This window comes from Streptomyces sp. AP-93, assembly GCF_022808175.1.
In the GTDB taxonomy this organism is placed as follows: Bacteria; Actinomycetota; Actinomycetes; order Streptomycetales; family Streptomycetaceae; genus Streptomyces.
On sequence record NZ_JALGBX010000001.1, the window covers coordinates 133,337 to 155,928 of the forward strand.

A 22,592-nucleotide genomic window follows, 5' to 3' on the forward strand; every position below is an offset into this window, starting at 1 on the left:
ACGTGATGGGCGGCGGCTCGGAGGATGGCCGTCATGATGAACGTGAACCAGACCGCCGGTACGGCAACCGCCCGCATCGCCCTGATCGCGGACCGCTCCGACGCCGTACGCTCCCACGCCCGCGTCCCCGGCCTGCTGGAGGCACTGCGCCTGCGCGAGGGCCTTGACCTGGACGCCTACTGGATCCCCACCGAGGAAGCCGGCGAGGGCATGGACGGCTTCGACGCCGTCTGGGTCCTCCCCGGCAGCCCCTACCGCAGCGAGGGCGGGGTGCTCGCGGCGATCCGGGACGCCCGCGAGAACGGCATCCCCTTCCTCGGCACCTGCGGCGGCTTCCAGCACGCCCTGCTGGAGTTCGCCCGTACCGTCTGCGGCCTCGACCGGGCCGCCCACGCCGAGAACGACCCCGCGACCACGGAGGCGGACGCCGTGGTCGTCCCGCTGGCCTGCTCGCTCGTGGGCCACGAGGGGACCGTACGGGTCACACCCGGCTCCCGTGCCGCCCGGCTGCTCGGCGCGGACCGCACGCAGGCGCGGTACCACTGCAACTACGGCCCCAACCCGCTCCACTCGGACCTGCTGCGGGCGCACGGCATGACCTTCACCGGCGCCGACGAATCCGGCGACATCCGCATCGCCGAACTGGCCGAGCACCCCTTCTTCCTGGCCACCCTCTTCCAGCCCGAACTGGACGGCGACGGCACCCGCGCCCACCCGTTCGTCACGGGCCTGGCGGCGGCGGCCGTCGAGCACGCGCGCAGCCACTGACCGCAGGGGGGCCGGAAGGGGGTGTTCCTGCCCGGACGGGGGAACGACACCGCTTCGGAGCGCCGCGTGATACCGGGGGGCCCCGAGGAGCGGGCTGGTCCGACTACGGCTCGGCCGCGGAGGACGCCGACGGCCACACCGACCTCACGGTGCGGTTCTCGGTGTATTCCTGCCCGGACGCGACGGCCGCCGGCCGGGGCTACACGGAGCTGGTCGCCGAACTCGACAATCCGGGCGGAGGGAAGGAAGTCCCCTTCGCCACCCGGAAACTGGGCGACGAGAGCGCGACGACCGCGTACACCGTTGCCGACGAGCATCTTGCGGACCCCACCCAGATCGGCCGCCACCTGATGTGGAGGGCACGCGTCGGGACCGTCGTGATCGAGATGCACTACGGGCCCCTGCGCGAGGGGGCCGGATCCGAGCGCGAGGCGGAGGAGTTCATGCGGATCGTCTGCGACCGCGCCCGGGCGGCTCAGGCCCGCGGCTGACCCGGACCGGGTCACAGGGGGCGGCGGCGCACTCGAACCACACCGTCTTTCCGATGGAGTTTGCGTCCGTGCCCCAGCGGTCCGTCACCGTCGCTCCCGTCTGAGCGGCGGCGGTAACCGGAGCCTGTCGGCTCTCCGCCTGTACGGGGAGGGCGAGCAGGCCGGAGCCGGTGAGGAGCGCCGCGGTGACCGCGCCGATCACCGCGCTGCGGAGGTGGGGACGGTGGGGCAGGGGGGCTCCTCGGGGATGAAGTGCGAAGGGAACACGCGCACTCAAGCAACTTCCGGGGAGCGGGCATAGCGGCCCTTGGGGGTCGCGCCTGCGCGGGGCCTCCGCCTCGTGCCCGGCCTTGCCCCACCCCCCTTGAAGAGAAGGGTTTCCGGTGGCACCGTTCCCCAGGCGTCAGGGCTCGGCAGGAGTACCCGTACGGCCGGTGGCACGGAGGCCGTCCGCCCGGCCATTTCTCGTACGCGCCCGACCTCGCCTTCAGGGTGCAGGTGAACTGGCTCTACCCTGAGCCGAGTTCGAACGGGACGGGCCGACCGGCCGCCCGCAGGGGATCACCGGGGGACGGGCAGCATGGGCAGCGGGACCGGCAAGGGGCAGGGTGGCGGCAGTGATGGCCACGTCGGCGATGCGGACGGCGGCATAAAGCCGCTCGCGGCCGGTGATCCGGGCCGGATCGGGCCGTACCTGCTGCTCGGGCGCCTCGGTGCCGGCGGGATGGGCCGGGTGTTCCTGGCCCGGTCCGAGGGCGGGCGTACGGTCGCGGTCAAGGTGCTGCACGAGGAGCACGTGGCCGACGCGCAGTTCCGGGCCCGGTTCCGCCGCGAGATCGACGCCGCCCGGAAGGTGGGCGAGCGGTACACCGCGCCCGTCCTGGACGCGGATCCCGACGCCGAACGGCCGTGGGTGGCCACCGGATACGTACCCGGGCTCTCGCTGGAGCAGATCGTGCGCCGGCACGGCCCCCTGCCCGTGGACTCCGTACACGCCCTCGCGGACGGGCTGCTGCACGCGCTGAAGGACATCCACAGCGCAGGGATCGTGCACCGCGACCTCAAGCCGTCGAACGTGATGCTGACCGTCGAGGGCAGCCGGGTCATCGACTTCGGGATCTCGCGCGCCCTGGAGACCTCCGTCGAGTCGCTGCTCACCAGCACCGGCATGGTCGTCGGCTCGCCCGGGTTCATGTCGCCCGAGCAGGTGCGCGGACAGCGGGCCGGGGCGAAGAGCGACGTGTTCACCCTCGGCTGTGTCCTGATGTACGCGGCCACGGGCGAGCTGCCCTTCGGGCACGGCGCCAGCAACCAGCACGCGGTGATGTTCCAGATCGTGGAGGGCGAACCGGCCCTGGAGCGGGTGGCGGACGCCACCCTGCGCGCGCTCATCGGCCGCTGCCTGGTCAAGGGCGTCGAGGAACGGCCGGGCGTGGACGAGCTGCTGGCGGATCCGGAGCGGGTCCGCCCGGCGGTGCGTGGAGGGGCGTGGCTGCCGCCCGAGGTGGTGGAACGGCTGGCCCGGCAGGCGGCGCGGCTGCTCGACGCGGAGGCGGTGCCCGTGGCCGCGGCCGCGGAAGGCGGGGGCCCGGGGGATACGCAGACCCCGGACCGGGGGACGGTCGGGCTGCGTCCGGAGGCGGGTGCGGCGGGTGCGGCTGGTGCGGCTGGTGAGTCCGGCCGGTCCGGCGAGCAGGTCGTCGAGGTCGTCGAGCCGGCGGGCGGACAGGCGGGGGGACCGGCTGCCGTTCCGGCGGCCGGACCGGCCGCCGTCGCCGGCGGTGCCGCGGAGAACGAGCGGCGCGGGGCACGGCGGCGGTGGTCCATCGCCGTGCCCGCCGTCCTGGTGCTGACCGTCGGCGGGGGCACGGTGGCCCTGCTCCAGCCGTTCGGCGGCGGTGGCGACGGGGCGCAGGCCTCGCCCCCGGCGAGCAGTGCGCCCGTGACGCCCGGCGCCTCCTCCGGCTCCCCTTCGGCGGCGAGCGGGTCACCCGCCGCCCCGGGCAGTCCGAACTCCGAGAGCCCCCAGGCCGCCCAGAGCCCGCCCGTACCGGTGCCGGACGGCCAGGGCGGCGCCGCGGCGGGCGCGGGGACCCCCGGCGGAGGCTCCGGTACCCCGGGCGGCAGCAGCGCGAGCCAGGGCGGCGGCGGTGGCCCGGCCGCCGGAGGCACCGGTACGGGCACCGGCCCGAGCGCCACCCCGGGCGGCTCGGGTTCGCCGAGCGGCGGGGGCTCCCCCAGTGGCGGCGGTTCGCCGAGTGGCGGCTCGCCCAGCGGCGGTTCGTCCGGCGGCAGCGACGCGGTCCCCGCGTACTTCACCGGCACCTGGACCTACAAGGGCGACTTCAACATCGGCCAGCCGGAGACGGTGACCATCACCCGGTCCGGAGCCGTCCGGCTGATCACCGAATCGAACATGGGCCACTGCGAGAACATCGCCAAGGTGACGTCGCTGGCCTCGGGCGGCACCCGGATCAACATCGGCGCGGCCGCGGTGGACAAGTCCAAGTCCACCAGCCAGTTCTGCGGGGTCCTGGACCCCTCCTTCTTCACCAAGAGCCTGCCGGCCGGCCTCCAGCACAACGTCGGCCCCTCCCACGGCGAGGGCTACTACTACGAAAAGTCCTGACCTCGGTCCTTCAAGTGCCGCTCGCCAGGCCGGTCTCCCAGGCCCACGCCGCGATGCCCACCCGGTTGCGCACCGCCAGCTTCGCCTGGATGTTGGCGACATGGGTCTTGGCGGTGCCCGGCGAGATGAACAGCTCGGCGCCGACCTCGGCGTTGGTCAGGCCGCGTGCGACGAGCAGGGCGATCTCGCGCTCCCGCGCGGTGAGGGGGTCCTCGGCTGCGCTCTGCGGTGCGGGAACGGCCTGCGGGCCGGGTTGCGGGCCGGGTTGCGGCGCGGACAGGCTGCGCAGCAGCCGGACCGTGAGCTGCGGGCTGATCAGGGTGTCTCCGGCCATCGCCGCCCGTACGCCCTCGATCAGCAGGTTGGGGCCCGACCGCTTCAGCAGGTAGCCGCAGGCGCCGTTGCGCAGTGCGGCGTGCACGTAGTCGTCGAGGTCGAACGTCGTGACGACTACGACGCGGACGGGGTGTTCGGCGGTCGGGCCCGCCAGGAGCCGGGTCACCTCCAAGCCGTCCAGGCGCGGCATCCGGATGTCGGCGAGTACGACGTCGGGCCGCAGCGTACGGGCGAGTTCGACCGCTGTCGCACCGTCGGCGGCCTCCCCGACGACGGTCATGTCGGGCTGCGAGTCGAGGATGAGCCGGAAGCCGTTGCGTACGTCTTCCTGGTCGTCGGCTATCAGAATGCGGGTGGTCACGGGATCATGATGCCGTGGCGTGCGGTCCGGTGGTGGCGGGAAGGGTCGCGGTCACGCGCCAGCCGTCCTGGTACGGGCCCGAGGCGAAGGTGCCGCCGGAGGCGCGGACGCGTTCGGCCAGTGCGAGCAGTCCGCCGCCGCCCCTGGCGCCCCGTTCGAGCCGGGAGAGGGCCGGCAGGTGCGAAGAGCGGCCGCGGCCACCGCCGTTGGTCACCTTGACCTCGACGGTCGTACGGTCCGTGCCGAGCTCGACTCGTACACCGGCCGCTCCCGGCGCGTGGCGCCGGACATTGGTGAGCGCCTCCACCACGACCCGGTGGACCGTGGCGGCTCCCTCGCGGGAGAGCACGTCGGTGACGTCCGGGGCCAGGTCGAGCCGGGCCGGTATCCGTCCCGTCTCACTGAACCGGTCCACGACTTCGCCGAGTTGGCCGATGCCCGGGAGGACCGTACGGGCGCCGCGCGCGGCCTCGTCTCCGGTCAGGCCGCTGCTGTCGCCGTCACCGTTGCCGCCGGTGTTCTCGTCGGCCGCGTGCAGCATCCGGACCGTACGGTCGATCGAGGCCAGTGCCGCGAGTCCGGCCCGCTCGATCCGTTCCAGCGCCCGGGCCGCCGCCGCCGGATCGTGCTGGGCCACGAACCGGGCCGCCTGGGCCTGCACGACGATGCCGCTCACGTCGTGGGCGACGAAGTCGTGCAGATCGTGGGCGAGTTCGAGCTGTTGGGCGCGGCGCGCGGCAAGGACCGCCTGCCGGCGGCGGTCCTCCATCAGGCGGGGATAGCCGCCGACGACGACCGAGACGGCGATCGGCGCCGACCAGAAGGACATCAGGCCGAGGCGCTCGAAGAAGGAGGCGTCCGGGACGAGCGGGAGGGTCCATGCGGCGACGGCCACGGCGCCGAGCCCGCCGCCCGTCAGGAGCTGCCGCCGGGGCGCCCAGCGCACCGCCGCCGTCAGGAGCAGCAGCACCGCTCCTACGGCCACCATGTGCCACGGCGCTCCTTCGGCCGTTCCGCGTCCCGGCCAGCCGAACGCGGCCACCAGGAGCAGGGCGCCGGCGCCGCCCGTGGCGGTCCCGGTCCATCCGCGCGACCGCGGCAGGCAGCCGAAAGCGGCGAGGGCGATTCCGGCGGCAGCGAGCGCCGGCAGCGGCCGTACGCCCAGGAAGAGGGTGGCGGCGCAGCAGGCGGCGGTAAGGACGCCGACGACGGCACGGTCCCGGTGTGCCATGCCCGTGATCTTCACCTCCACGACCTTAGGGGCTGTGCGGGCCGGCGGCCTCTGCCGAACGGCATAGAGGGGTCCACCGAGCCCCCGAGCGGATCTCCCCATCGGCCGATGGTCGCGGATCGGCGCGGTGGCGGAGGCTGATGCCACACCGAACAGCGGCTCAACCGGTCGCAGGGATCAAGGAGTTCACCATGCTGCGCAGTACCACGCTTCGTACGTCCGTCGTCGGAATCGCCGCGCTGGCGGTCATCGGCGGCCTCGCTGTCTCCGCCTCGGCCTCCGCCTCGGCCTCCGCCTCGGCCTCCGCCTCGGCCTCCGCCTCGGCCTCCGCCTCGGCCTCTGCCTCCGGCTCGGCTTCCGTCTCGGGCGGGGCGAAGAAGGCGCTGAAGGAATCGAGTCTCACCGGCTCCGCCAAGCTGTACCGGGAGGACGGCCAGCAGGTCCACTTCTCCTTCGACGCACACGGCTTCGCACCGGTCGAGCCCGACGAGCCGGGCGCCCCGGCCGGTACCTCGCGCGGCACCTTCCGGTTCACTCACCACGCTCCCGACGGAACGGGGGGTGCGTACGCCGAAGGCCGTATCGACTGCCTGCTGACCGGCGGTCCGGTCGCGACCGTCACCGGCATCATCACGCGTTCCGACCTGCCCCCCGGCGCCATCGGCACGCGCATCGGCTTCACCGTCTACGACGGGAAGGGCGACGGGAAGAAGGACCGGGTCGGCTACAGCTGGGCCGTGGCCGGGTTCGACGGGCTGGAGGTTCCGAAGTGCCTGAGTGCCGCTCCGTACGAGACCGTCGAAAGCGGCGACTTCAAGGTCGTGCACGTGTTGCCGGCGCCCCCGACGCCCCCGGCGGAGAGCACGGAGAGCACGGAGAACGCGGAGATCAGCGAATGAGGGCCGCCATGGAGTACCCGCCGAGCCGTCGAGTGGTGCGCCTCGCCCGCCTCGCCGCGCTCGCCCCGCTGCCCACGGGGCTCTGGCGGATCGCCGGAGCGGTCGGAGTGCCGCTCGGCTTCTCCGGGGGCGACCCGCTGGCGGACGTCAGCTTCGGCAGCGGCTTCTCGCTCTACCTGATCGGCCTGAGCGTGTTCGCCGAGGTACTGGGATTCCTCGCCCTGGGCCTCGTGCAGCGCTGGGGCGAAGTCACCCCGCACTGGCTTCCGTTGGTCGGCGGCAGGCGCGTACCGCCGCTCGCCGCCGTGATCCCCGCCGGCGTGGGGGCTGCCGCGCTGACCCTGCTGGGAGTCCTGGGGGCCATCGGCTGGAACGACCCGGGGAACATGGGCGCCCCCGGATCCCCGACGGGCGCGGCGTACTGGGTGATGACGGCCTGCTACCTGCCGCTGGTGGCCTGGGGGCCGCTGCTGGCGGTCGTCACCGTGGCCTACCACCGCCGCCGGAGGACCGCGGCACCCGGCCGCCGGCTCGTCATTGCCTCACGCTCCGGTCCGGGCGACGGCGGCCGGCCCCAGAGTGAGAACACGTTTCAGTTCTGACCTTCCGTCAGAATGCAACGTGTTCTACTCTGCCGCGCATGGGCATCGGAATCACACAGGAACAGCGGGAGTTGGCCGAAGCCGTACGCGGCTGGGTCGCGCGGGCCGTGCCGCCCGAGGAGGTGCGCAAACTCCTCGACACCCCGCCGCAGACGGGCTCGAGGCCCGCCTACTGGGACGGGCTGCTCGCCTCCGGGCTGCTGGAGCCGCACCTGGAGGGCGGGAGCCTGCTCGACCTCGCCGTCGCGGTGGAGGAGGCCGCCCGGGCGGCGCTGCCGGGGGCCTACCTGCCGAGCGTGCTGGCCTCCGTACTCCTGGACCGGGCCGGGTCCGAGCCCCTCGGCGGGCGGGTCGGGGCCGTGGCGCTCGGGCCCGGGGACCTGACCGCCGTGGCCGTGGAGGGCGGGTACCTCCTCGACGGGACCGCGCCGCCGGTGCTGGGCGCGGGCGAGGCCGACCTCGTGCTGCTCGCCGCCGAGACCGCGCACGGGACCCGCTGGTTCGCCGTCGGCGCCGCCGCGCTGGACATCCGTACGCAGGACAGCGCCGACCCGACCCGGCCCACCGCCGAGGTCCGCGCCCGCGGGGTCACCGCCGGGCCGGGGGCCCTGCTGGAACTCGACGCCGCCCTCGTACGGGACCTCGCCTGCGTGCTGTTCGCCGCCGACGCCTGCGGCACCGCCGCCTGGGCGCTGCACACCGCCGCCGAGTACGCGAAGGTGCGCGAGCAGTTCGGGCGGCCCATCGGGCAGTTCCAGGGGATCAAGCACCTGTGCGCCGACATGCTGGTGCGCGTGGAGCAGGCCCGGGCGCTCGCCTGGGACGCCGCGCAGGCCATGGAGGAACCGGCCGAGGTGCGCTCGCTGGTGGCCGCGCTGGCCGCGGGCACCGCGCTCGACGCCGCGTACTCCTGCGCCAAGGACTGCGTCCAGGTGCTCGGCGGCATCGGCTTCACCTGGGAGCACGACGCCCACATCTACCTCCGCCGGGCCCTCGTCGCCCGCCAGCTCCTCGGCTCCGGCGACGGCCACCGGGTCCGGGCCGTACGCCTCGCCGCCGCCGGAGCGCGGCGCGAGCTGCGCCTGGAGCTGCCCGCGCGGGCCGAGACCCACCGCGCGAAGGCCCGTAGCGCCATCGCGGACGCGGCCGGGCTCGACCCCGCCACCGCCCGCCGCGTGCTGGCGCCCACCGGGTACGCGGCCCCCTACCTGCCGGCCCCGTACGGGCTCGGCGCCGGTCCCGTCGAACAGCTCGTCGTCCAGCAGGAACTGGCGGCCGCCGGGGTCAAGGTCGCCGACCTCGGGATCGCCACGTGGGTCGTGCCGTCCCTCCTCGCCTACGGGACCCCCGAACAGCAGGAGCGCTACCTGCTGCCCACCCTGCGCGGGGACGTCACCTGGTGCCAGCTCTTCTCCGAGCCCGGCGCGGGCTCCGACCTCGCCTCGCTGCGGACGAAGGCGGAGCGGTCGGCTTCCGGGGACGGCTCCTGGCTGGTCAACGGGCAGAAGGTGTGGACGAGTTCCGCGCACAGCGCCGACTACGGGATCCTGCTGGCCCGCACCGACCCGGACGCCCCCAAGCACAAGGGGCTCGGCTACTTCATCGTGGACATGAAGACCCCCGGGATCGACATCCGGCCGCTCAAGGAGATCACCGGCGAGGCCCTGTTCAACGAGGTCTACTTCGACGACGTGCCGCTGCCGCCGGACGCCCTGGTGGGCGCCGAGGACGGGGGCTGGAAGGTCGCCCGCAACACGCTGGGCAACGAACGCGTCCACATGGCCGACCAGATGACCTTCGATACCGGCCTGGAGGCGCTGCTCGCCCGCTCCGCCGAACTCGAAGGCGGCTACCGGGTCCGGATCGGGGCCCTGGCGGCCGAGGCGCACGCCCTGGCCTGCATCGGGCTGCGCACCACGCTCCAGCAGGTCTCCGGACTGGAGCCGGGCGCGGGCGCGTCCGTACGCAAGCTCGTCCAGACCCCGCACCAGCAGCGGACCGCCGAGCTCACGCTCGAACTGCTGGGCCCGGCGGGCGCGGTGAGCGAGGGGGCGGGGAAGCGGGCGGTGCACGGCATGCTCATGTCCCGCTGCCTGACCATCGCCGGGGGCACCACGCAGGTCCAGCTCAACGTCGTCGCCGAGCGGATTCTCGGCCTTCCCAGGGACTGACTGAAGGACTGAAGGGCAGTGGGGACACACATGAAGTCGTACATCGTGGGCGTCGGCATGACCAAGTTCGAGAAGCCGGAGTCGAGGGACTGGCAGTACTGGGACATGGCGAAGGAGGCCGGCGACGCGGCGCTGGCGGACGCGGGCATCGACTACGGGCTGGTCGAGCAGGTGCCGGTGGGCTACTGCTTCCAGGCCTCCACGGCCGGCCAGCGGGCCGCGTACGAGCTGGGACTGAGCGGGGTCCCCGTCTACAACGTCAACAACAACTGCGCGACGGGCTCGACGGCGCTGATGATGGCGCGGCAGTTCGTGGAGGGCGGGATCAACGACTGCGTGCTGGCGCTGGGCTTCGAGAAGATGAAGCGCGGCGCGCTGGGCGGGGGCGCGGACGGCGGGGACTTCAAGATTTCCCCGGTCGCCCGCCACTACACGATCATGGCCTCCGGCCACGGCTTCGAGATGTCCCCGCCGACCGCACAGATCTTCGGGAACGCGGCGCGGGAGCACATGAAGCTCTACGGGACCACGGCCGCGCAGCTGGCGGCGGTCGGGGCGAAGAACCACCGGCACTCGGCGAACAATCCGAACGCGCAGTTCCAGGACGTGTACACGGTGGAGGAGATCCTCGCCGCCAAGACGATCCACGAGCCGCTGACGAAGCTCCAGTGCTCGCCGACCTCGGACGGGGCGGCGGCCGCGGTCGTCGTATCGGAACGCTTCGTGGAACAGCACGGCCTCGGCGACCGGGCGGTGGAGATCGTCGCCCAGTCCATGACCACGGACACGGAGGCGTCCTTCGCCTCCGGCTCCTGCATCGACGTGGTCGGCAAGCCGATGACGGCGGCGGCGGGCCGGGCGGTGTTCGCGGCGTCCGGGCTCGCGATCGGGGACGTGGACGTCATCGAGCTGCACGACTGCTTCTCGATCAACGAGCTGCTGACGTACGAGGCGCTGGGCATGTGCGAGGACGGCGGCGCCGGGGAACTGGTGGAGTCGGGCGCGACGACGTACGGCGGCCGCTGGGTGGTGAACCCCTCGGGCGGCCTCATCTCCAAGGGCCACCCCCTGGGCGCGACGGGCCTGGCGCAGGCGGCCGAACTCGTCTGGCAGCTCCGCGGCACCGCGGGCCCCCGCCAGGTCCCCGGAGCCAGGGTCGGCCTCGCCCACAACATCGGCCTGGGCGGCGCGGCGGTGGTGACCCTCCTGCGCAAGTAGCCCCCCGGCGGGTGCTCCGGTGCGGCCCTCGTACTCCGACCTGGCCAGTTCCGAGGGCCGCACCGGTGCGTCCGCCCCCCTCCTCAGAACGGTTTCACCCATCTGAGGAGCATCTTGTCCAGAATCCGTCGCAGAGGACGTGACCCTCCCCGCGGTGCACATGCCGCTGGGCCCCGCCGAGCTGGAGGCCACGCCGGGTGAGCTCCAAACCCTGGCGCCCGGGGTCACGTACCAGAAGTACAGCCAGGGCCACGTGTCGTCCGACCTGTGGTCGGTCGAGGTGCAGATCAAGGAAGACGACACGATGAAGTGGCAGGTCGTCGAAAGGTCGAACGCCGCCAACGTGCTCGTGGGCCTGGAGAAGAAGGGGTTCGCGGGCCGCGTCGACTCCCGGCAGGTTCCCGTCCTGAAGCAGTTCGACGACACCTGGCCGGTCGGCAGAACCATGTCCGAGCACAAAGTGCGCGTCGGGCGGTTCGGCCCCGAGGAGCAGGCCGGTGCGACCCAGCTGAAGGGCTTCCTGCAGTCCGCCGGTTACTCCGCCCGCACCGTCTACACGGGCCAGGACGGCGCCGACACCACCGGGCCGTGGGAGGTGCGGGTCGTCAAGGTGGATCCCACCGCGAACGTCGCCTTCAAGGCCGTACACGGACAGGACGTCAGGAAGGGGGAGACGGTCCGCGACATGGCCGCGGCGGCCGGCGCCCTGGTCGCGGTCAACGCCTCCGAGTTCGAAGTCGAACCGTTGGACAACAAGGACGCCTTGCTCTTCGACGGCGATCCCGAGGGCCTGCACGTCAATGACGGCGACCTCGTGAGCGAGCCCAACAACGGCCGCACCGCCCTGCTCCTGGAGGGCCCGGGAGCCCGCGTCCGCGTCGACGAGGTCTCCTCCAAGACCCAGGTGACCGCGGCCGACGGCCAGATCCACCAGATTGACGGCATCAACCGCGTGCCCGGCCGGAACCGCGGCTGCGGCGGGATCGGCACCGAGCGCCGAGACGACGTCCTCTACAACCGTCCCATGGACAGCTGGACCGCGAGCGGCCCCACCCAACGCAGGGTCAGCAATGCCGTCGTAGTCGTGCCGAAGTAGCCGCGACGTACCGGGGAGCGGGTTCCCCGCTCCCCGGTACGGGTTGCCTCAGGCGCGAGCCGGTGCCGGGGCCGGTGCCGGGCTCAAGGGGGCGGCCAGGGCCGGCATCAGGCGCAGCGCGTTGTCGCGGTTGATCGCCCGGTGGTGCGCCGGCGTCAGCGCCGGGTCGCCCGCCAGCGCAGGCAGGGCGATGTCCGTGACCATCTCCGCAGGGCACGCCGGCCAGTCGCTGCCGAAGAGGATCCGGTCGGGCGCCGCCATCGCCAGCAGGGTGCCCGCAGGGGACATGGGCCCGGCCGTGTCGTAGTAGAAGCGGCGCAGGTGGTCGCGGACCATCGCCGGGTCGACGGGCGGCGTCAGCGCACCCGCGAAGGCCTGTACGCGGGTGGCGATGTGCGGGAGGAAGCCGCCCGCGTGCGGCAGGATCACCGACAGGTTCGGGAACCGGTCCAGGGTGCGCTTGTGGATCATGTTCACCGCTGCCCGCGTCGTGTCCAGCAGGAAGTCGCACAGGAAGTTCGGGATCCCCGGCACAGCCACGGCCCCCGGCCCGCCGCCTGCCCGCGGCCCGCCGCCCGTGCCCTGCCCGCGGACTGCGTCCGCCCCGCCGCCCGCACCCGGCCCCGGCCCCCCGCCTGCCCCCGCGCCCCCGCCAGGGCCCGGCAGGTTGTGCGGATGGGTGTCCACGACGGCGGACCGCTCGTCGAGTTCGGCGAAGAGCGGGTCGTAGGAGGGGTCGCCCAGGTAGACGCCCCCGTAGTTCGCCGTGATGTTCACCCCCACCGCCCCCAGCTCGTCGAGCCCGCGCCGCAGCGCCCAGCGCGAGACCTCCGGGTCGTCGAGGAACAGCGGGGCGTGGAACGCGAAGCGGCCCGGATGCGCGTCCGCCACCTCCGCCGCCGCCCGCAGGGTGATGGCCGTGGCCTCGCGCAGCTGCGCGGACGTCGCGTAGCGCGCCGGCAGCATCGGCTTGAGGACGGCGGTGGCGATCCCCGTCCGGTCCATCAGGTCCAGGGCCGCCGCGGAGTCCCAGTGCGCCCACGGCGGCAGGGCCTTCCGGTTCACCAGGCCCTGGCCCTCGGCCCATTCCAGCCACTGGGGGGCGCAGAAGTGGTGGTGGACGTCGATCCGGTGGCGACTGCCGTCGTCCGGCGGGGTGAGGTCTGCGATGTCCGGCATGGGGGGACCTTATGGCGGGTCCGCGCGGGTGTTCGCGGGACAGGTCGGGGACCCGGCCGATCCGCTCAGGCGGGCGTAGTTTCGGGCCCGAACGGGGTAATCCGTGTTTTTCGGCGTTTTTTGGTCCACGGGCCGAGGGAGTGAGGTGGCTGGACAGTCGAGCCCCACGAGAGGTCTGAGCCCGTGACGACCGAACCCGCAGTGGCAGTGAGTGACGGCCTCCCGGTCGACAAAGCCGTGGCAGCCGTGTCCATGGGCACGCCGGAGTACCGAACGTGCCCTTATCCGGTCTATCAGTCACTGCGCGAGCAGGCCCCCGTCGCCCGGTTGACGACGCGGAACGGGGTGGCGACGTACCTGATCACCCGGTACGACGATGCCCTGCGGGTGCTTTCGGATCCACGCATCGGAAAGGACATGCACGAGCGCCCCGACCTTTACCACGCCGTCTTCGGGGACACCTGCGAGGCGCTCGACGACAACCTGCTCTTCGCCGACGGCGCTCGGCACACCCGGCTGCGCCAGATCGCCAACAAGGCCTTCACGCCGCGCCACGTCAAAGACCTGCGCCCGCGCATCCAGGAGATCGCCGACGAACTGCTGGACCGGTGCCCGACGGACTCTCCCGTCGACCTGATGGCGTCGTTCGCCCTTCCGCTTCCCATCATGGTCATCTGTGAACTGCTCGGAATCGTCGGAGACGAGCGCACGGACGTCCTGAAGTGGTTCGGCAACGTGACGCGCGCCCGGTTCAGCAAGGACATGGCGAGTGACCTGGCCGCGGCCGAGAATTGGCTGCGGACCTACTTCACCGGCCTCATCGCCCGCGAGCGCGCGCGCCCCTCGGAGGACTTCCTCAGTGTGCTGATCGAAGCGGATCACGACGGGGGGTCCCTGACCGACGAGGAACTCGTGTCGATGATCTGGGTGCTGCTCTTCGCCGGGCACAAGACCACCACCTACCAGATCGGGAACGCCGTCTTCGACCTGCTGACGCACCCCGATCAGCTCCACCTCCTCAAGGAGGACCGGGACCTCCTGCCCCACGCGATCGATGAGCTCGTCCGGTTCGAAGGCTCGGTGGAGACCTCCACGTTCCGGTACGCCATCGAGGACATGGAAATCGGGGGAACCCTCATCCCCAAGGGTTCTCTCGTACAGATCGCGATCGCCTCGGCGAACCGCGATCCGGAGAAGTTCCCCGCACCGGACACCCTGGACGTGACGCGGGAGGGACTGCAGAGCACCCACCTCGGCTTCGGCCACGGACCCCACTACTGCCTCGGCGCCCCGCTCGCCCGCATGGAGCTGGAGACCGCTCTGACGAGCCTGTTCGACCGGTTCCCCGACATGGTCCTGGCGACGCCGGGGGCGGGCGAGGAGGAGTGGCTCAAGGGGCCGTTCCCCGCGTTCCGCGGGTTGGAGCGGCTTCCGATCGCGCTGGACCCGTCGCGGACGGTCGACGACTGGACGGCGGCCGCCTCCGGCTGAGCCGGCCCTTCGCACCGCTGCCGCACCCCGCCCGCCCTGCGGATCCTCCGGAAGGATCCGCAGGGCGGACGCATGCCCGGTGGGGCCTACGGGGCCTACGGGGCCTACGGGGCCTACGGGGCGTGCGGCGCCTGTGGGGCCTCCAGCGCCGGGTCGACCACCGACTCCCCCCGGGAGGCGCGGCGGATGGCGTCCGCGAGGTCCTCGACCGGGCCGTCCCGCAGGACCAGGCCCGCCGCGCCGGCGGCGAGTGCGGCCTCCGCCAGGCCGGGATGGGCGGAGCCCGTCATCACCAGGATCCGGCATTCCGGATCCTCCGCCAGGAGCACGCGGACGCGGTCCACCGACTCCGTCAGCGCCACCGCCGGGCGGGCCAGCGCCGAAGCCACGACCTCGATGTCCGGCTGGAGGCCGAGGAGGACCGCCAGGGCCGGGTTCGGCGGGTCCAGGAGTACCCGCAGGGATCGGGCAGGGCGCTGGGAAACGGGCATATCGTCCACCCGGTCAGGGTAGGGGCGAAGTGTCCCGTACCAGCGTAACGCGCCGCGGGAGAAGTGTGTCTGACAGAGAGTCAGGAGTCTTCCCAAGTGCTGGGGCGTGCGTTATACATTCCTTCACCGGCAACCTAGAACGCGTTCTAGAGCGCCGGTCCCGCATACGACCTCGGTGCGGCCGACGGTGCGGACGGCCGCGCCGAGGTCTTCCAGGGCACCGCGCTTGCGCAGTCGGTGCCCTACGACCGGTGCCTCACAAGCCGGTGCCCGCCACACAGCCGGTGCCCCAAAGACGGTGTTTCCAACACAGGGAGCAGCACGCCCATGCCGATCGATGCCGCCAAGGCCCTCGCCGCAGAACCCCGCCGGGGGAACATCGCCTGGGACCACAAGGACATCCAGCTCTACCACCTCGGACTCGGCGCGGGGACCTCCCCGAACAACCCCGGGGCCGCCACCGACCCCGACGAGCTGCGCTACACCCTGGAGTCCAAGCTCCACGTGCTCCCCAGCTTCGCGACCGTCGCGGGCGCCGGCATGGCCATGATGGGCGGCCTCGCCGCCCCCGGCATCGAGGTCAACCTCGCCAACGTGCTGCACGGCAGCCAGTCCATCGAGCTGCACCGGCCCATCCCGGTCAAGGGGCAGGCCGCCTCCACCGCCAAGGTCGCCGCGGTCTACGACAAGGGCAAGGCGGCGGTGATCGTCCTGCGCACCGAGGTCGCGGACGCCGACGGGCCGCTGTGGACCTCCGACGCGTCGATCTTCGTACGCGGCGAGGGCGGCTTCGGCGGCGACCGCGGCCCGTCCGTCAAGGCCGAGCAGCCCGAGCGGGCGCCCGACCGGGTGGAGGAGCGCAAGATCCGCGAGGAGCAGGCCCTGCTGTACCGCCTCTCCGGAGACTGGAACCCGCTCCACGCGGACCCCGAGTTCGCCAAGATGGCCGGCTTCGACCAGCCGATCCTGCACGGCCTGTGCTCGTACGGGATGACCCTGAAGGCCGTGGTCGACACCGTCCTCGACGGCGACGTGTCCCGCGTCCGCGCCTACCGCACCCGCTTCGCCGGGATCGTCTTCCCCGGCGAGACCCTGCGGATCCGGATGTGGCAGGAGCCCGGCCGGGTCCTCGTCACGGTGAGCGCCGCAGACCGGGACGACGCCCCGGTCCTCGCCGACACCGTCGTCGAACACGGCTGAGCAGCCGCAGCAGCCGCAGCAGCCGCAGCAGCCCCAGCCGCCGCCGCAGCCGAAGTACGCGAGAAGCCCCGCACACCCACAGAAGGAGCCGCACCGTGCGCGCAGCACTCCAGAGCGAGATAGGCCAGGACAAGCTCGAAGTCGTCGAGGACATGCAGGCCGTGGGCTTCGGCCCCGGCAAGGTCAAGATCCGCGTCAAGGCCACCGGCCTGTGCCACTCCGACCTCTCCGCGATGAGCGGCGTCCTCCCGCAGCCCGCCCCCTTCATCCCGGGCCACGAGGGCTCCGGCGTGATCACCGACGTCGGTGACGGGGTCACCAGCCACAAGATCGGCGACCGGGTCCTGGTCTGCTGGCTCCCGCCCTGCGGGCACTGTCCCTCCTGCAAGCGCGGCCAGGGCCACCTGTGCCTGGAGGCCTTCGGCAACGTGGCCACCCCCAACTTCCAGCGCGGCGACAGCAGCATCTTCGGCTTCGCCGGCACCGGCACCTTCGCCGAGGAGATGGTGGTCCCGGCGGGCTGCGCCGTACCGATCCCCGACGACGTGCCCTTCGACATCGCCGCCCTCATCGGCTGCGGAGTCACCACCGGACTCGGCGCCGCCATCAACACCGCCAAGGTGGAGGCCGGTTCCTCGGTCGCCGTCATCGGCTGCGGCGGCGTCGGCATCTCCGTCATCCAGGGCGCGAAGGTCCAGGGCGCTGCCCAGATCATCGCCGTCGACCCGGTCGCCTCCCGGCGCGAGGCCGCACTGCGCTTCGGCGCCACCGAGGCGGTCTCCCCGGAGGAGTTCGCCGACGCCAAGAACCGGATCACCGCGGGCGAGGGCTTCGACTACGTCTTCGAGGTCGTCGGCAAGTCCGCCACCACCAAGACCGCCTACGACATGACCCGCCGCGGCGGCTCCGTCGTCGTGGTCGGCGCCGGCGCGCTCGACGACAACTACTCGATCAACATGTTCTCCCTCTTCTTCGACGAGAAGAAGATCCTGCCGTCGATGTACGGAGGCGGCGACGTGCTCCGCTCCTACGAGCGCACCATCGCGCTGTGGCGGGCCGGCCGGGTGGACCTGGCGGGCCTGATCACGCACCGCGTGCAGCTCGCCGAGATCAACGACGCGCTCGACCAGATGCGTACGGGCGTGGCCCTGCGCACCTGCATCGAACTCTGACCCGTTTCGAGAGGAACCGTACGGATGTCACTGCCACTTGAGGGACTCGTCGCCATCGTCACCGGGGCGGGCCGCGGCCTCGGCCGGTCCGAGGCGATCGAACTCGCCCGGCTCGGCGCGAGCGTGGTCGTCAACGACTTCGGGCAGCCCGGCCGCGACGGCTCCGGCGAGGCCTCGGCCGCCCCGGCGGAGGAGGTCGCGGCGGAGATCCGGGCCGCGGGCGGACAGGCGGTGGCGCACCTGGGCGACGTGGCCGACTTCGAGCAGGCGCGCGAGCTGGTCGAGCTGGCGACTCGCAGCTTCGGCAAGCTCGACATCCTGGTCAACAACGCGGGCATCCTGCGCGACCGGATGGTCTTCTCGATGTCGGAGCCGGAGTGGGACTCGGTCATCCGGGTGCACCTCAAGGGCCACTTCAACACGACCCACTTCGCGTCCGTGCACTGGCGCGAACGCTCCAAGGCCGCCGGCGGACCGGTCTACGGCCGGATCATCAACACCTCCTCCGAGGCCTTCCTCGGCGGCTCGGCCGGTCAGCCCAACTACGCGGCGGCCAAGGGCGGCATCGTGGGCCTGACCACGTCCACCGCCCTGGCCCTGGCCAAGTACGGGGTGACGGCCAACGCCATCTGCCCGCGCGCCCGTACCCGGATGACGGAGGACGTCTTCGCGGGCTTCCAGGTCCCGGAGGAGGGCAAGCTCGACGCCCTCGCCCCCGAGCACGTCTCCCCGCTGGTCGGCTACCTGGCCTCCCCGGCCTCGGCGAAGGCCAACGGGCAGCTGTTCGTGGTCCACGGCGGCATCGTGGTCGTCATGGAACGCCCCAAGGTGGCGGCGAAGTTCGACACCACCAAGGAGTCCTTCTCCTACGAGGAACTCGACGGGCTCCTCACCCCCCACTACGACTCCCGCCCCCCGAACGAAACCTTCGCGGCAGCGGAAGTCCTCGGCCTGAAGCACGACGGCTGACGGGTACGAGGGATCCGCACGCACGCCCGCACGCACATACGCACGCACGCAGACGCCGGGCCCGGGGTTCCCACCCCGGGCCCGGCGTCGTCGTTCACCCCAGCGGAGCCTGCTGCAAGGGGACCGGCCGGGCGGGGGCCGGGGGGAGGGGGATGGGGTCCAGGCGGATCGGCGGGGGCGGGGAGACCGGGAGGGTCATGCCCAGGAGGCCGCACGGGACCTCGGGGGTGGCGTACGGGAGGTGCAGGCGGCCCTCCGGGGTCCAGCGGCCCGTTCCGCCGAGCCAGCCGGCCGGGGCGCCGAGCCGGAACACGTGCCGGTCGACGGGGCGCCACAGGGCCAGCCCGGCCACGGAGCCGCCGTAACCGTCGCCGGCCTCGTCCACCCGCAGGGCGACCCCGCAGCTCTCCGGCATCAGCACCTGCCCCGGCTGCACCGCGAAGGGCGTCGCCGTGGCCCCGACGGCCCGCAGGCACTCCGGGAAGCGCACGGGGCGGGCGCTGCCCAGGACCCCCCAGCCGAGCCGGGGTTCGCCCGGCGCGTCCGAGCGGATCAGCAGCAGCCCGCTGTCGGGGTCGGCCAGCAGCAGCCGGTCGTTGCTGGCCTCCGCGATCTGGAGCAGCGGCGAGACCTCCCCGGCGCGCCGCAGGTCCACGGCCACCGCCTTGGTCACCGGCCCGCCCGGGCCGTCCAGTTCGCGGTCCAGCGCCAGCAGCCGGCCCGTCCGGTCCAGCCAGACCCCGCCCGAGCAGCGCCCCGGGATCCGGGCGACCCGCTCCGGCCCGAAGGGGACCCCGGCCACCTGCCAGACCGTGGTCGAGGTGGCCTCCACGGCCAGGGCGAAGGCCCCGTGCCCGTCCGGGGACGGGGGCAGCAGGGTGACCCGTACGCCGTCGGCCGCCGGGATCGCGCCGAGCTGCAGCTCCCCGGTCCGGGGCCCGGCGCCCCCATCGCCCCCGCCCGTCGGGTACAGCAGCGCGAAGCCGTGCCGCTCCGCGACCCGACGGTGGATCAGCACCCGCCCGTCGGCCAGCGGCAGCACCTCGCTGTCGGCCTCCTCGGGCTGCGCGAGGGGCAGGGGCACCGCGTACGGCTCGGGACCGGTCAGCGTCCAGCGCTCCGGATAGCGGGCTTCGCCCTCCCCGGCCAGCCGGGCGGCGTAGGACCCGTCCGCGGCGATGGTGAACGGGGTTGCGGTCGTCTCGAGGACACAGCCAGCAGTCATCGGACTTCTTTCGTGGATACCCCTGCTTTGGCTGGGGGAGGAAGCGAATCCTTGGGGGCAGAAGCGAGGAGCGCCGGAGGTCTCTTCGGTTTGTCGGTGACGGTCATGTGGTGCCGGTGGGCCCTTCGAGCCGGGTGGTGTAGGCGTAGCCGTCGGCTCGTTGGAGGAGGCGGAAGTGTTTGTGGCGGATGCTCTGGATGAGGCCGTAGGCGGTTTTGATGTTGAACTTGCCGCTGGCGCGGACGGCGACGCGACCAGTGTGGGTGCCGGTCCACTTGCCTGTGGGGACGACGGCGCGGGCGAGGTCTCCGGTCTGGTAGCCGAAGAACTGCTTCTGCCTGGGCAGGCGGAGGCGGGGGAAGCCGTACTTGTCGGGGCAGGTGCGCGTGTAGGTGCCGCGCCCGGTCGCGGCGACCGCGAGGACCGTGACCGGCGTACGGGTGACGGTGTCGAGTTCACCAACGCACAGTGCGTCGAGGGTGTGGGTTTTGGGCAGGCCGGTTCGCTGCCGGTTCCATTTCGTACGGCCACCTGATGCAGCACGCACCGAGGGGAAAGCGCCATCGAGTGCATGCCACAGGGCCCAGCGGGTGGTGTTGACGGCCGCCCCGTCCCGCAAGGGGGTTTTGGCCTGGGCAAGGATCTGGGTCAACAGGTGCGGGGAGTCCTTGAGGAACTCTTCGACCTCCCGGTTGGACTTCTTCTCGTTGCAGGGGACGCAGGCGGTGCACAGGTTGGAGACGCGGTCGCTGCCGCCGCGCGAGCGGGGCTGGATGTGGTCGATGTTGAGGGGGACCCCTGTGGCACCGCAGTAGGCGCAGGCCCTCTCCCACTTGGCGAGGAGGTATTGGCGGGCTTCTGTGCCGTGCAGGGTGCCGTGTTGGTACTCGGTCCCCTCCAACGGTCCGCCGTGGGACATGGTGTGCACGTCGAACGCGACGCGCTCGACGTGCACCGCGCGGACGGGTGCCCAGCGTGCGAGCCGGGCGGTCCACGACATGGTGGTGTCCACACGGTGACGCAACGACGGGGCGAGCCACCCCTTGGGGCGGGTGCGGTTGGAGAAGCGGGGCGCGCGGTAGCGCAGGTTGCGTGATCGCCTGCCACGCCGGTAGGCGGAACGAGCGGTGAGTTTGTCCCGGATCCGGCAGCCCCGGTGGGTGAGCTCGACCGCGTACAGGCCACGGCGCTCACCGTCCTTCGTGGTGAAGACAGCGATACCGGTGTGCTTCGCACCCGGATCGATCCCGAGTTCCACACCGTCCACCTGCGACTGGCCGACGGTGCGGTCCTTCAGCCGGATCGCGAACGGGGTGTGTCGGGCCACGACGGCCCGGTCCTGATGGAGGAGCTTGCGCGCCCTTGCGGGTGTGGTGGGTTGGAGCGGTGTGCTGTTCGTGTCCAGAACGAAGACGAAAGGGTGGCCCTCACGGGCCTTCTCCCCAACCTGATGGTTGGGGGTGACGCCATCGATGCCAGGTGAAGCATCGGTGGTCTCCCCTCGCACATGTTCCACGCCGGTTACCGCACGAGCACGGTGTTCGAGTCCCGTTTCGTCCCCGATCCGGGGGGTGTCTACTGACTCGAATTCCAGAGCAGCCCGCTGAGGAAGCACGGACTGGTGGGTCTTCTCGCCTACGTGGAACGTAGCCAACTTCGTTCACCTCCAATGTGCGTTGTTGGCTGGTGCTGGTAACGGCAGCTGCTGACAGCCCCCTCCCTCAGGAGGAAGATCCCGTTACCTCCGCCGAGGAAGGTAGAGGATCCCGTTTCCTCCGCCGAGGAACGTAGTGATCCCGCTCCCCGCCGGACAACGGGACAATCCCCGCTTCACACGTACGGGTGGCGGAGTGACGATTCGGCTGAGGAGGGGGAGGCGATTGTGCTGTGCGATATCGGGGCGTTTAGGGTGAGGGGGCGGGTTAGGTACACCTAACCCGCTTTTGCAGATCTTTCAGCCTTTCGCCCGTTCCCCATCCTCAGGAGACGTCCCATGTCCCTCCGACGCCGCACGCCCCGAGGTGGCTCCGTCGCCGCCGTCGCCCTGGCCGCTGCCGCCGCACTCGTCCTCACCGCCTGCGCAGGCCAGGACGACAAGGCCGCGAAGACGGGCAAGGAGGCCCCGGCCGGAGGCACCGAGAAGAAGGCCGCCGCCCAGGGCGGCAAGGACTTCTCCGACGCGGCGAAGAAGACGGCGGCCTTCGGGACCACCGCGGCGGCGGGGCAGTTCCCGCGCACGGTCACCCACGCCATGGGCTCCACCGAGCTCAAGGCCGCGCCCAAGCGGGTCGTCGTCCTCGACGTCGGCGAGCTCGACAACGTCGTCTCGCTCGGCATGCGGCCCGTCGGCTACGCGCCCACCGAGGGCGACGAGGGCATCCCCGCGTACCTGAAGAAGGACGCGGGAGAGCCGAAGTCCGTCGGCACCATCAACAACCTCAACCTCGAGGCGATCAACGCCCTGAAGCCCGACCTGATCCTCGGCAGCCAGCTCCGCTCCGCGGACAAGTACGCCGCGCTCTCGAAGATCGCCCCGACCGTCTTCTCCATCCGCCCGGGCTTCCCGTGGAAGGAGAACTACCTCCTGAACGCCGCCGCCCTCGACAAGACCGCCGAGGCCAAGGCCAAGCTCGACGCCTACCAGGCCAAGGCGGCGAAGCTCGGCGCGGACCTCGGCGAGAAGAAGCCGACCGTCACGATGCTGCGCTACATGCCGGGCAAGACCCGGCTGTACGCCGGCGCCTCCTTCATCGGCACGATCCTGAAGGACTCCGGCATCCCGCGCCCGCAGAACCAGCAGGCCGAGGACCTCGCGGTGGAGGTCAGCCCGGAGCGCATGGACGAGGCCGCCGCCGACTGGATCTTCACCGGCGTCTACGGGGCCAAGGACAAGACCAAGCGCGACTCCGCTGAAGCCAACCCGCTGTGGAAGGGCCTGGAGGCCGTGAAGCAGGGTCAGGCCAAGGACGTCCCGGACGAGACCTGGTACCTGGGCCTCGGCGTGACCGCCGCCGACAAGGTCCTCGACGACCTGCGCGGCTTCCTGGTCAATTGATGATGCTC

The 22,592-nt window shown here is 72.2% G+C and carries 19 protein-coding genes; 13 read left to right on the top strand and 6 right to left on the bottom strand.

The window, feature by feature from the left end:
- Nucleotides 1-36 precede the first annotated feature (36 nt).
- The 3 genes from MTF69_RS00625 (at nt 37) to MTF69_RS00635 (ending at nt 3,888) form a co-directional block, all read left to right on the top strand.
- Nucleotides 37-768 (top strand): hypothetical protein, encoded by a 732-nt coding sequence (locus MTF69_RS00625; RefSeq protein ID WP_243330405.1) that lies wholly within the window; start codon nt 37-39, stop codon nt 766-768.
- A 149-nt stretch (nt 769-917) separates the two neighbouring features.
- Nucleotides 918-1,259, top strand: coding sequence for a hypothetical protein (locus tag MTF69_RS00630; RefSeq protein WP_243329524.1), 342 nt, complete (start codon nt 918-920; stop codon nt 1,257-1,259).
- A gap of 580 nt (nt 1,260-1,839) precedes the next feature.
- On the top strand, nt 1,840-3,888 hold the full coding sequence (locus MTF69_RS00635) for a serine/threonine-protein kinase (RefSeq protein WP_243329526.1): 2,049 nt from the start codon (nt 1,840-1,842) through the stop codon (nt 3,886-3,888).
- A 10-nt stretch (nt 3,889-3,898) separates the two neighbouring features.
- Here MTF69_RS00635 and MTF69_RS00640 read toward each other — a convergent pair whose 3' ends face one another.
- Together MTF69_RS00640 and MTF69_RS43300 are read right to left on the bottom strand one after the other, a co-directional pair.
- Nucleotides 3,899-4,585, bottom strand: a complete 687-nt coding sequence (locus tag MTF69_RS00640; RefSeq protein WP_243329527.1) for a response regulator transcription factor — start codon at nt 4,583-4,585, stop codon at nt 3,899-3,901.
- A 4-nt stretch (nt 4,586-4,589) separates the two neighbouring features.
- Entirely contained in the window at nt 4,590-5,831 is a 1,242-nt protein-coding gene (locus MTF69_RS43300) for a sensor histidine kinase (protein WP_243329530.1), read from the bottom strand.
- 176 nt (nt 5,832-6,007) lie between these two features.
- Here MTF69_RS43300 and MTF69_RS00650 point away from each other — a divergent pair, with 176 nt between their 5' ends.
- The 5 genes from MTF69_RS00650 (at nt 6,008) to MTF69_RS00670 (ending at nt 11,802) form a co-directional block, all read left to right on the top strand.
- Nucleotides 6,008-6,715 carry a hypothetical protein gene (locus MTF69_RS00650; RefSeq protein ID WP_243329532.1) on the top strand — a complete coding sequence of 236 codons (708 nt, stop codon included), beginning with the start codon at nt 6,008-6,010 and terminating at the stop codon, nt 6,713-6,715.
- 8 nt (nt 6,716-6,723) lie between these two features.
- A complete protein-coding gene (locus MTF69_RS00655) occupies nt 6,724-7,317 on the top strand; it encodes a hypothetical protein (RefSeq protein ID WP_243329535.1) in 594 nt (197 codons plus the stop codon).
- Between the two features lie 38 nt (nt 7,318-7,355).
- On the top strand, nt 7,356-9,488 hold the full coding sequence (locus tag MTF69_RS00660) for an acyl-CoA dehydrogenase (RefSeq protein WP_243329536.1): 2,133 nt from the start codon (nt 7,356-7,358) through the stop codon (nt 9,486-9,488).
- A 30-nt stretch (nt 9,489-9,518) separates the two neighbouring features.
- On the top strand, nt 9,519-10,706 hold the full coding sequence (locus MTF69_RS00665; protein WP_243329538.1) for a beta-ketoacyl synthase N-terminal-like domain-containing protein: 1,188 nt from the start codon (nt 9,519-9,521) through the stop codon (nt 10,704-10,706).
- A 139-nt stretch (nt 10,707-10,845) separates the two neighbouring features.
- Entirely contained in the window at nt 10,846-11,802 is a 957-nt protein-coding gene (locus MTF69_RS00670; RefSeq protein ID WP_243329541.1) for a hypothetical protein, read from the top strand.
- Nucleotides 11,803-11,850: 48 nt separating this feature from the next.
- Here the strand turns inward: MTF69_RS00670 and MTF69_RS00675 are convergent, their stop codons facing one another.
- Entirely contained in the window at nt 11,851-12,981 is a 1,131-nt protein-coding gene (locus MTF69_RS00675; protein ID WP_243329543.1) for an amidohydrolase family protein, read from the bottom strand.
- A 183-nt stretch (nt 12,982-13,164) separates the two neighbouring features.
- Here MTF69_RS00675 and MTF69_RS00680 point away from each other — a divergent pair, with 183 nt between their 5' ends.
- Nucleotides 13,165-14,472, top strand: a complete 1,308-nt coding sequence (locus MTF69_RS00680) for a cytochrome P450 (protein WP_374321908.1) — start codon at nt 13,165-13,167, stop codon at nt 14,470-14,472.
- A 113-nt stretch (nt 14,473-14,585) separates the two neighbouring features.
- On the opposite strand, the gene MTF69_RS42715 is transcribed toward MTF69_RS00680, so the two are convergent.
- Nucleotides 14,586-14,963: a DNA-binding response regulator gene (locus tag MTF69_RS42715; RefSeq protein WP_279345259.1), complete on the bottom strand. Its 378-nt coding sequence runs from the start codon at nt 14,961-14,963 to the stop codon at nt 14,586-14,588.
- A 327-nt stretch (nt 14,964-15,290) separates the two neighbouring features.
- Between MTF69_RS42715 and MTF69_RS00690 the strand changes: the two genes are divergently transcribed.
- The 3 genes from MTF69_RS00690 (at nt 15,291) to MTF69_RS00700 (ending at nt 18,304) form a co-directional block, all read left to right on the top strand.
- A complete protein-coding gene (locus tag MTF69_RS00690) occupies nt 15,291-16,163 on the top strand; it encodes a MaoC/PaaZ C-terminal domain-containing protein (protein WP_243329544.1) in 873 nt (290 codons plus the stop codon).
- Between the two features lie 95 nt (nt 16,164-16,258).
- Nucleotides 16,259-17,335, top strand: coding sequence for a Zn-dependent alcohol dehydrogenase (locus MTF69_RS00695; RefSeq protein ID WP_243330408.1), 1,077 nt, complete (start codon nt 16,259-16,261; stop codon nt 17,333-17,335).
- Between the two features lie 24 nt (nt 17,336-17,359).
- Nucleotides 17,360-18,304 (top strand): 3-oxoacyl-ACP reductase, encoded by a 945-nt coding sequence (locus tag MTF69_RS00700; protein ID WP_243329547.1) that lies wholly within the window; start codon nt 17,360-17,362, stop codon nt 18,302-18,304.
- 94 nt (nt 18,305-18,398) lie between these two features.
- Here MTF69_RS00700 and MTF69_RS00705 read toward each other — a convergent pair whose 3' ends face one another.
- The gene (locus MTF69_RS00705; protein ID WP_243329549.1) at nt 18,399-19,529 is read right to left on the bottom strand and encodes a hypothetical protein; all 1,131 of its coding nucleotides are present in this window, start codon (nt 19,527-19,529) and stop codon (nt 18,399-18,401) included.
- Nucleotides 19,530-19,632: 103 nt separating this feature from the next.
- Nucleotides 19,633-21,003 (bottom strand): RNA-guided endonuclease IscB, encoded by a 1,371-nt coding sequence (gene iscB, locus MTF69_RS00710; RefSeq protein WP_243330410.1) that lies wholly within the window; start codon nt 21,001-21,003, stop codon nt 19,633-19,635.
- A gap of 519 nt (nt 21,004-21,522) precedes the next feature.
- Between iscB and MTF69_RS00715 the strand changes: the two genes are divergently transcribed.
- Nucleotides 21,523-22,584, top strand: a complete 1,062-nt coding sequence (locus MTF69_RS00715; RefSeq protein WP_243329551.1) for an ABC transporter substrate-binding protein — start codon at nt 21,523-21,525, stop codon at nt 22,582-22,584.
- Nucleotides 22,585-22,592 lie beyond the last annotated feature (8 nt).

Excerpts from the sequence above, each read along its gene's own strand:
- MTF69_RS00625 (WP_243330405.1), top strand. The coding sequence starts at position 37 with ATGAACGTGAACCAGACCGCCGGTACGGCAACCGCCCGCATCGCCCTG.
- MTF69_RS00635 (WP_243329526.1), top strand. The coding sequence starts at position 1,840 with ATGGGCAGCGGGACCGGCAAGGGGCAGGGTGGCGGCAGTGATGGCCAC.
- MTF69_RS00650 (WP_243329532.1), top strand. The coding sequence starts at position 6,008 with ATGCTGCGCAGTACCACGCTTCGTACGTCCGTCGTCGGAATCGCCGCG.
- MTF69_RS00655 (WP_243329535.1), top strand. The coding sequence starts at position 6,724 with ATGGAGTACCCGCCGAGCCGTCGAGTGGTGCGCCTCGCCCGCCTCGCC.
- MTF69_RS00660 (WP_243329536.1), top strand. The coding sequence starts at position 7,356 with ATGGGCATCGGAATCACACAGGAACAGCGGGAGTTGGCCGAAGCCGTA.
- MTF69_RS00665 (WP_243329538.1), top strand. The coding sequence starts at position 9,519 with ATGAAGTCGTACATCGTGGGCGTCGGCATGACCAAGTTCGAGAAGCCG.
- MTF69_RS00675 (WP_243329543.1), bottom strand. The coding sequence starts at position 12,981 with ATGCCGGACATCGCAGACCTCACCCCGCCGGACGACGGCAGTCGCCAC.
- MTF69_RS42715 (WP_279345259.1), bottom strand. The coding sequence starts at position 14,963 with ATGCCCGTTTCCCAGCGCCCTGCCCGATCCCTGCGGGTACTCCTGGAC.
- MTF69_RS00690 (WP_243329544.1), top strand. The coding sequence starts at position 15,291 with ATGCCGATCGATGCCGCCAAGGCCCTCGCCGCAGAACCCCGCCGGGGG.
- MTF69_RS00700 (WP_243329547.1), top strand. The coding sequence starts at position 17,360 with ATGTCACTGCCACTTGAGGGACTCGTCGCCATCGTCACCGGGGCGGGC.
- MTF69_RS00705 (WP_243329549.1), bottom strand. The coding sequence starts at position 19,529 with ATGACTGCTGGCTGTGTCCTCGAGACGACCGCAACCCCGTTCACCATC.
- MTF69_RS00715 (WP_243329551.1), top strand. The coding sequence starts at position 21,523 with ATGTCCCTCCGACGCCGCACGCCCCGAGGTGGCTCCGTCGCCGCCGTC.